We start from the raw sequence: 8,803 nt of genomic DNA, 5'->3' as shown, positions 1-8,803 counted from the left end.
TGGCGACCCCGGGAGGACTTGAACCCCCAACCTAGCGCTTAGAAGGCGCTTGCTCTATCCGGTTGAGCTACGGGGCCGCATGCCGCTCTCTTGAGCATGTTCCGCCGCGGCGGTCAATCCACCGGCGCGCAGCTCACACCCATTTTGCCAGCGGCGGCAGACTCATCAGCACCGCGTTGGCGTCATGTCCGGTTTCCAGGCCGAATTTTGTGCCCCGGTCATAGACCAGATTGTATTCCGCATAGAGGCCGCGATGGATAAGCTGCGCGTCCTTCTCTGTCTCGGTGAACGCCTGCGCGCGCCGCTTTTCCACCAGCGGCACGAAGGCGGGCAGAAACGCGCGGCCCACATCCTGAACAAAGGCGAAATCGGCCTGCCAGTCGCCGGTGCAGTAATCGTCAAGAAAGATCCCGCCGACCCCGCGCGCGCGCCCGCGATGCGGGATAAAGAAGTACTCGTCCGCCCACGTCTTGAAGCGCGGATAATGCGCCGCATCGTGCCGGTCGCAATACGCCTTCTGCGTGGCGTGGAAATGCGCGGTGTCCTCTTCGTATTCGATACAGGGGTTCAGGTCGGACCCGCCCCCGAACCACCAGCCATGCGGCGTCCAGAACATCCGTGTGTTCATGTGAACGGCTGGCACATGCGGGTTGCGCATATGGGCGACCAGACTGATGCCGGACGCCCAGAACCGCGGATCTTCCCGCATTCCCGGCAGTCCCTTGCGCGACGCCATCGCGGCCTGCGCCCGCTCACCGAGCTGTCCGTAGACGGCCGAGACATTGACCCCCACCTTCTCGAAGACACGCCCCCCGCGCATCACGCTCATCAGGCCGCCGCCCGCGTCCGTCCCGTCGTCCGAGGCGCGCTTTGTCTCGCTCACGACGAAACGGCCCGCCGGCTCATCGACAAAAGGGCCGGTCTCGTGGCTGTCCTCAAGCCCTTCGAAGGCCGCCACGATGTCATCGCGCAGGCCGTGGAACCAAGCGCTCGCACGCGCCTTTTCGCTCTCCATCATCTCGCTCATAATACTACCCCGTCGTTGCCCGCCGTTGCGCCACGCATTGCCGGAACCGGCTTGGAAAACCCTGTGCGCGTCTCAATGCGCGGGCGCTCCCACGGGGTCAAGCAGGGTGCGCCCACCATCCAGCGTCACGATCTGCCCGGTCATGAACCCCGACCCCTCGCAGGCCAGAAACTGCACCGTCTCGGCCAACTCTCCCGGTGCCGCGATCCGGCCCAAGGGCGTGTGCTCCTCGATGTCGCTACGATACTCGCGGTTTTCGCGCAGCGTGTCCTTCAGGCTCGCGCTCATGACAGAGCCGAAGGCCACCGCGTTCACCCGGATCCTGTAGGGCGCCAGCGCCAGCGCCATCGAGCGCGTCATCTGATCGAGCGCCGCGGTGGAGACCGAATACCCCAGAAGCTCTGGCTGCGTCAGCCGCGCCGCGATGGAACTGAGGTTGACGATCGCCCCCGCCTGCCCCTCGCTCCGGCCTTCGGATTGCTTGATCATCCGCCGCGCGACAATCTGCGACAGGCGCAGGCCCGTCATCAGGTTCTGCTGCAAAAGCTGCTCGACACTGTCGTCCTCGGGGTCGAGCGGATCGGACGGCACCACCTGACGGCTGCCATTGACCAGAATATCCACGCTGTCAAAGGCGTCGAGCGTGGCGGATATCAGGTTCGCAATGGTCAGACGCTCGCGCAGATCGCCCGCGAAATACCGCATGTTGCCGTCATCGGGCAGCGTGCCCAACTCCTTGGCAAGACGCTTTTCATCCATATCGGCAAACATGACGTTTGCGCCCCGATCCGCGAAATGCCGCCCCACGGCAAGGCCGATCCCGTTTGCCGCCCCGGTCACGATGGCGGTTTTACCCGCGATAGAAAAAGACATGCACAATCCCCATGTTTCTGACGCAGGTTAAGCGAGACTACCGCGCGGGGCGAGAAGGTCTTTCCCCGTGCAGGATCTTGAACCGGGTATCACCGGCAACCTCCTCAACCCGTTCGAACGCCGCGCGCAGTGCCGCCTCATAGGGCAAATGCCGGTTGGCGACAAGCCAGAGCGCCCCCGACGGGGTGAGCATCTGCGCGGCGGCGGCGATGAAGGCGCGGCCCAACTCAGGGTCGGCGCTGCGGCCGGAATGAAACGGCGGGTTCATCACGACCGTATCAAGGCGCTCTTCGGGCCTCCACCGGGTCGCATCGGCCCAGTGAAACCGCGCCCGCGCATCGGTTACATTCTGCCGCGCGCACTCCAGTGCCGTATGATCCGCCTCCACCAGATGCAGGATCTCAACACCCGACCGCTCCAGCACGGCCGCCGAAAGAAACCCCCAGCCCGCGCCCAGATCGGCCACCTTCCGCCCCAGCTTTGCCGGCAACGCCGCGGCCAGCGCGACGGAGGCCGGGTCCGGACCGTCCGCGGAAAACACTCCCGGCGCGGTGACATAGCCATGCGCTCCGCGCGCCGGGCCGGGCGCGGCCCAATCGGCGAAATCTCCGCCCTGAAACCAGAACAGTTTGCCATGTGCCTTGGACAGCACACCGCCGACCTCCGCCCTTTTGCGGCAATCGCGCAGAAGGCTATCCGCGCCGTCGGTCTTCTGCCCGTCTACGATCACCAGCGGGGCAAGGGCCGCCGCTTGCGCAATCCGCGCATGCGCCAGCACCTTCACACGCGGAAGGCAGACAAGCGCTACTGCATAGGGCCCGCCGCCATCCGCCGACACCGCGCAGTCATAGCCGGCGTCGAAGAATACGTCGAAATCGGGCTTGATCGGCGTGATCACCTGAACCCGGCCCTGCGGCAACGCCGACAGATCCTGATCCGCGCGCGGACCGATCACAGCGATCCGCCCCGTATCGGGCAAATGCAGCGTGCCATCCTTCAGCGCAAGGGAAAGTCTCGGCTCAGACATCGCACCCGGCCCGCGACGTGGCGCGGATCATTCCTTCTCCATGGTGCATTGCAGCGGGTGCTGATGGCGCCGTGCGAAATCCATCACCTGCGTCACCTTCGTCTCCGCGATCTCGTGGCTGAAGACACCAACCACCGCAACCCCCCGCTTGTGAACGGTCAGCATGATCTCGAACGCCTGTGCGTGGCTCATTCCGAAAAACCGCTCCAGAATATGAACGACGAATTCCATGGGCGTGAAATCGTCATTGAGCAGCAGCACCTTGTAAAGCGGAGGCCGCTTGGTGCGCGTGCGGGTCTTGACGGCGACGCCGGACTCGCCGTCGTCGTCGTCTTTCTTGTCCGACATGAGCAGCGGTTTCAGTGTCATTGCGGTCTTTTGATCGTCCCGTGTTATATCTCGGGTTTATATAACCTCTTGCGGGGGATAGAAAAGGGGCGCACCGGAGCCGAGACGGGATTCATGGCAAAAAATCTCACGATAATCGCCTTCGATGCGGATGATACGCTCTGGCACAATGAGCGGTTTTTCCGCATCACCCAAGAGCGATTCGCAGCCCTTCTGACAGATTTCACCGATCCCGATCACCTGATGGAGCGGCTTCTGGCCGCCGAGAAGCGCAATCTCGGGCACTACGGATTTGGCATCAAGGGTTTCGTGCTCTCCATGATCGAAACCGCGATCGAAGTGACCGGCGAGAAGGTGCCCGCCGCCGTGATTTCCGAACTGTTGGCCGCCGGGCGCGAGATGCTCGAACACCCCATCGATCTTCTGCCCCATGCCCGCGAAACGGTCGAGGACATGGCCCGGGACCACCGGATACTGCTGATCACCAAGGGCGACCTGCTCGATCAGGAACGCAAGCTGGCACAATCCGGCCTTGGCGATCTGTTCGACGCGGTGGAAATCGTGTCGCACAAGACCCGCCCCGTCTATGAGCGGATCTTCTCCCGCCATGGCGAAGGCGCAACCCACGCCATGATGATCGGCAATTCGTTGCGCTCGGACGTGGTTCCGGCGATCGAGGCCGGCGGATGGGGTGTCCACGTGCCCCATGGCCTCACTTGGGAAATCGAACGGGCCGACGCGCCCGAAGAGGCGCCCCGCTACCGCAGGATCGACTCGCTGGCCGGCTTGCCCGATCTGGTGGCTGAAATTGACTGAGCGCCGCACCTGATTGTTGCCACATTCTGACATATTTTCTCACAATTCGCCGGTCTTGCGGCTGCCGCCTTCACAGCCCCTAAATCTTGACACGTGTGACGAAAAATGGACAGCATCCCACTCAACTATAAGGGTTTATTCATTGATCCCTCTGTGCTAGCCTTTTTCCAAAGAATGAGGCCAGCCGGATAACCGGCGGTCAAGAGGCAGGCAAAGGCGGAAACAGTGAAGACGCGGCGTATTGGCCCGGCTCTCTTGGGCGCACTTCTATCGACGTTCATTCTGGTGGTGGCGCTCGTGCCGCCCCCGGCGCAGGCCGCCCCCTATGCCGCGATGGTGATCGACGCGCGCTCCGGCGAGGTGCTGCATTCGCATAATGCCGACACCAGGCTGCATCCCGCCTCCCTCACCAAGATGATGACGCTTTACATCGTGTTCGAGGCCATCAAGAACGGTGAAATCACCCTCGACACGGTGGTTACCATTTCACGCAATGCCGCCGCCGAGCCGCCCTCCAAGCTCGGCCTGCGCACCGGCCAGAAGATCAAGTTGCGCTATCTCATCCGCGCCGCGTCTGTGCGTTCGGCCAACGACGCCGCCACCGCCCTTGGCGAGGCGATCGCAGGGTCAGAGGCCGCCTTTGCCCGCCGCATGACCCGCACCGCCAAGGCCATGGGGATGACGCGCACCACCTTCAAGAACGCGCACGGGCTGACAGCCTCGGGGCACCTGTCCACCGCGCGGGACATGACCCTTCTGGGCCGGCAGCTCTTCTTCGACTTTCCGCAATATTACAACCTCTTCTCGCGGCGCTCGACCGACGCCGGGATGAAGACCGTCTATAACACGAACCGGCGCTTTCTGGCCGCCTACAAGGGCGCCGACGGGATCAAGACCGGCTTTACCAACGCCGCCGGGTTCAACCTCGTGGCCAGCGCGGAGCGCGGCGGCAAGCGGGTGATCGCCACGGTGTTCGGCGGGCGCTCCACCGTGTCGCGCAACGCCAAGGTGGCGGAACTTCTCGATCTGGGATTCAGCCGCTCGCCCGCCCGCGTCGCCGTGCGCAAGCCGGAACCGCCCCGCTATGATGGCAGCGGACAGGACAGGGGCAAATCGCTGCGTGTCGCCACCGCCGTGACGCGAAGCCTGCGCCCGGTTCCCCGCCCCCGCGCGGATGACACCCCGACGCTCGAGGTCGCCAGCGCAGACGTGATCGAGGACGACATTCGCCAAGCCCTGAGCGAGGCGCAGACCGAGAACCAGACCGAAGTGCCGGACGTCCGGCCCGTCGTCCGCGACATCGAGGTGACGGTCGCCAGCACCCAGTCTCCCGAAACAGAACCCGAACCCGAGGTCGTCACCCGCCTGTCCACCTCCGGCGGACGCCAGTGGGGGATCAATATCGGTCGTTACCCGAACCGCTATGCCGCCGAGAAGGTGCTGCTCAAGACCGCGCTGGCGGAAATGACCACTCTCGAAGGTTCCCTGCGCAAGGTGGTCAAATCGAGCCGTGGCTATGATGCCAACTTTCATGGCCTGACCCGCGAAAGCGCCGATCTGGCCTGCCGCAGGCTACAGGCCCGGCAGATCGCCTGTTTCATGATCGGCCCCTCTTCCTGACCGAACGGGCTTGCGCCCGCGCGCCCTGCCGGGCATGAAAAGCGCATGAGTGACACCGTTTTCGCCCCACCTGGCCCCACGTTGCTGCCCGTTGCGGGGCGCGATGCATCTTTCCCGGTCCGCCGGATCTTCTGCGTCGGACGCAATTACGCCGAGCATGCCCGCGAAATGGGCCATGATCCGGACCGCGATCCGCCGTTTTTCTTCACCAAGCCGGGCGATGCCGCCACCCCGTCGGGGCGCGACCTGCCGTTTCCCGTGGCCACACAGGATCTCCACCACGAGGCGGAGCTTGTGGTCGCCATCGGTACGGGCGGCGCCGGTATCGACGCCGACGAGGCGCTGTCGCATGTCTGGGGGTTTGCGGCCGGCAATGACCTGACACGCCGCGATCTGCAGGCAGAGGCAAAATCGCTGCGCCGCCCGTGGGACATGTCCAAGGGTTTCGACAATTCGGCGATCATCGGCGCGCTGCACCCCATCGCGGAAACCGGGCCGATGATCCACGGCCGCATCACAGCCCATGTGGATGGCGCATTGCGCCAGACCGCCGATCTGTCCGAGATGATCTGGCCCACCGCCGACGTGATCGCATTCCTGTCGCGGCTGGTCACGCTGGCGCCGGGCGATCTGATCATGACCGGCACGCCCGCCGGCGTCGGCCCGATCACGGCGGGGCAATCGTGCGTCGTGGAGATTGAGGGTCTCAGCCCGGCCGAGGTGCGGTTTTCCGCCTGATCACGGCTTGGGGTGGTCGTCCCATTCCCCGCTCAGGATGCGCCGGGCGTCCCCTTCGGGATCGTCATACTGGTTCGACTTCACCGTGTAGATGAAGCCCAGAAGACCAACCCCGCCAAGGATCAGGGAAATCGGAATAAGATAGCTCAGAACAGACATCGGATCACCTCAGTCGTAGCGCGTTCAGCGACACTGTAATCGAACTGGCCGACATCGCCAATGCCGCAATCAACGGCGTGGCCAGCCCCGCCACCGCGAGCGGCACGGCAATCACGTTGTAAAGCGTGGCGATACGGAAATTCTCGCGAATGCGCCGGGTCGCCTTCTGCGCCACGCTGACAGCTTCGGCAATCGGGGACAGATCCTTGCCCAGAAGCACAATGTCGCTCGCCACCCGCGCCGCATCGAGCGCCGAGGCGGGGGAAATCGACACATGCGCCGCCGCGAGCGCCGCCGTATCGTTGAGCCCGTCGCCCACCATCAGAACCTTGCGTCCCGCCTGCCCGAGCGCCTGAACCTTCTCCGCCTTCTCGGCAGGCAGCGCCCCGGCGATCCAGTCCTCGATGCCAAGCCGGCCGGCCAGATCGCGCACCGCCCCCTCGCTGTCGCCCGACAAAAGCAGCACCGCGCGCCCGCTCTCACGCAGGGCCCGCACCGCTTCCTCCGCGCCGGGCCGCAGCGCATCGGCAAAGCGGAAGGCCCGCGCCGGTCCCTCTCCGATCGCCAGAAACGCCGCCGTGCCCGGCTCCGGCGCCGCACCGACCCATGCGCCCCGGCCAAGCCGCACACGCTGCCCGTTCCAGCGCGCCTGCGTGCCATAGCCGGGAATTTCCTCGGCGTCCATGATCCGCGCCGCCGCCACACCCGCCGCACGCGCCGCGCGCGCGATGGATTGCGACAGCGGATGCGACGATCCTTCCGCCAGCGCCCGCGCCACGCCAAGCGCCTCCTGCGGAATCTCATCGAGGTTCGTGACCTGCGGCACCCCTTCGGTCAGCGTGCCGGTCTTGTCGAACACCACCGTGTCCACCTGCGCCAGCCGCTCCAGCGCGGTGGCATGCTTGATCAGCATCCCCTTGCGGAACAGCCGCCCCGAGGCGGCCGTCGTCACCGCCGGCACCGCGAGACCAAGCGCGCAGGGGCAGGTGATGATCAGCACCGCCGCCGCGATATTGAGCGCAATCCGCATGTCGAAGGTGAACAGATACCAGCCGATGAATGCCAGCGCCGACAGGATATGCACCCCCGGCGCATAGAGCTTCGCCGCGCTGTCCGCCAGCGAGGTGTAGCGCGAGCGCCCCGATTCCGCGATGGCCACCAGATCGGCCATGCGGTGCAGGCTCGTCTCCTCGCCCACCGCGCTGGCACGCACGCGCAGCGGTCCGGTCAGGTTGACCTCCCCGGCGCTCACCGCCTGCCCCGGCCCGGCAAAGACGGGCACCGTCTCCCCGGTCAGAAGCGAGCGATCCAGTTCCGACCGCCCGGCCACGATTTCGCCATCAACGGACATCCGCCCGCCCGGCCGCACCAGCACCACGTCGCCCACCGCAAGCGCCGCCACGGGCACCGTTTCCTCGCCCTGCGCCGTCACCCGCACCGCGCGCGGCACCTCCAGCGCGGCAAGCTCCTCGGCCGCCGAGCGCGCCACCGCCCGCGTCCGGTGATCGAGATAGCGCCCCGCCAGCAGGAAGAACACCAGTGCCAGCGCCGCGTCGAAATAGGCGTGCTCGCCCGAAAGCGATGTCTCCCAGAGCGAGGTGAGCATCGCCAGCACGATCGCCAGCACGATCGGCACATCCATGTTCAGCCGCCAATGCCGCAGCGCGCCCCATGCGCTGACATAGAACGGCTTGCCCGCGAAAAGGATCGCCGGAAAGGCGATGGCGGCGGAAATCCAGTGGAACAGGTCGCGCGTCGCGTCCTGCGCCCCCGACCAGACCGAGATCGACAGCAGCATGACATTCATCGCGGCAAACCCGGCCACCGCCAGCCGCATCAGGAAATCGCGCCCGGCCCGGTCCGTCGCCGTCGCGCGCAGCGCCCCGGCATCCAGCTCATGCGCTTCGTATCCGATCCCGTCCAGAACGCGCACCAGATCGTCGGCGCTCACCTCCGGGTCCGCCTCCACGCTCGCGCGTTTCAGCGTCAGGTTCACCCGCGCCGAACGCACCCCCGGATGCGCCGACAGCGCCCGTTCCACCGCGCCGATGCAGGCGCCGCAATGCACGCCCGGCACCGACAGCGCCAGCCGTGCGCCCCTCTCGGCCTCCGCCTTCTGCGCCAGCGCAACCGCGCCCGGCGCGGCCTCGCAGGCCGGGCAGGCCGAGACGGAGGGCCGCATCGCCGTCGTCATC

Annotated in this window: 9 protein-coding genes and 1 tRNA gene; 3 read left to right on the top strand and 7 right to left on the bottom strand. The window is 65.7% G+C overall.

Features of this window, described 5'->3' with window-relative positions; genetic code table 11:
• From BMW66_RS16275 to clpS, 5 genes are all read right to left on the bottom strand, one after another.
• A tRNA-Arg gene (locus BMW66_RS16275) sits at positions 1-77 on the bottom strand.
• A 56-nt stretch (positions 78-133) separates the two neighbouring features.
• A complete protein-coding gene (gene hemF, locus BMW66_RS16270; RefSeq protein ID WP_425441337.1) occupies positions 134-1,018 on the bottom strand; it encodes an oxygen-dependent coproporphyrinogen oxidase in 885 nt (294 codons plus the stop codon).
• An 81-nt stretch (positions 1,019-1,099) separates the two neighbouring features.
• The gene (locus BMW66_RS16265) at positions 1,100-1,900 is read right to left on the bottom strand and encodes an SDR family NAD(P)-dependent oxidoreductase (RefSeq protein WP_093120016.1); all 801 of its coding nucleotides are present in this window, start codon (positions 1,898-1,900) and stop codon (positions 1,100-1,102) included.
• Positions 1,901-1,937: 37 nt separating this feature from the next.
• Positions 1,938-2,927, bottom strand: a complete 990-nt coding sequence (locus tag BMW66_RS16260) for a class I SAM-dependent methyltransferase (RefSeq protein ID WP_093120014.1) — start codon at positions 2,925-2,927, stop codon at positions 1,938-1,940.
• 27 nt (positions 2,928-2,954) lie between these two features.
• Complete coding sequence (clpS, locus tag BMW66_RS16255; protein WP_093120013.1) at positions 2,955-3,296, bottom strand: ATP-dependent Clp protease adapter ClpS; 342 nt, start codon at positions 3,294-3,296, stop codon at positions 2,955-2,957.
• A 93-nt stretch (positions 3,297-3,389) separates the two neighbouring features.
• Between clpS and BMW66_RS16250 the strand changes: the two genes are divergently transcribed.
• From BMW66_RS16250 to BMW66_RS16240, 3 genes are all read left to right on the top strand, one after another.
• On the top strand, positions 3,390-4,091 hold the full coding sequence (locus BMW66_RS16250) for an HAD family hydrolase (RefSeq protein ID WP_093120011.1): 702 nt from the start codon (positions 3,390-3,392) through the stop codon (positions 4,089-4,091).
• Positions 4,092-4,316: 225 nt separating this feature from the next.
• Positions 4,317-5,711: a D-alanyl-D-alanine carboxypeptidase family protein gene (locus tag BMW66_RS16245; protein WP_281242643.1), complete on the top strand. Its 1,395-nt coding sequence runs from the start codon at positions 4,317-4,319 to the stop codon at positions 5,709-5,711.
• A 45-nt stretch (positions 5,712-5,756) separates the two neighbouring features.
• A complete protein-coding gene (locus BMW66_RS16240; RefSeq protein WP_093120010.1) occupies positions 5,757-6,449 on the top strand; it encodes a fumarylacetoacetate hydrolase family protein in 693 nt (230 codons plus the stop codon).
• Here BMW66_RS16240 and ccoS read toward each other — a convergent pair whose 3' ends face one another.
• Complete coding sequence (gene ccoS, locus BMW66_RS16235; protein WP_093120008.1) at positions 6,450-6,608, bottom strand: cbb3-type cytochrome oxidase assembly protein CcoS; 159 nt, start codon at positions 6,606-6,608, stop codon at positions 6,450-6,452.
• Positions 6,609-6,612: 4 nt separating this feature from the next.
• A complete protein-coding gene (locus BMW66_RS16230) occupies positions 6,613-8,802 on the bottom strand; it encodes a heavy metal translocating P-type ATPase (protein WP_093120007.1) in 2,190 nt (729 codons plus the stop codon).
• Position 8,803: the final 1 nt, after the last annotated feature.

Source organism: Salinihabitans flavidus (genome assembly GCF_900110425.1).
Taxonomy (GTDB): domain Bacteria; phylum Pseudomonadota; class Alphaproteobacteria; order Rhodobacterales; family Rhodobacteraceae; genus Salinihabitans; species Salinihabitans flavidus.
Note: the sequence above shows the minus strand (reverse complement) of the source record. Positions and strands in the feature narration are given on the sequence as shown.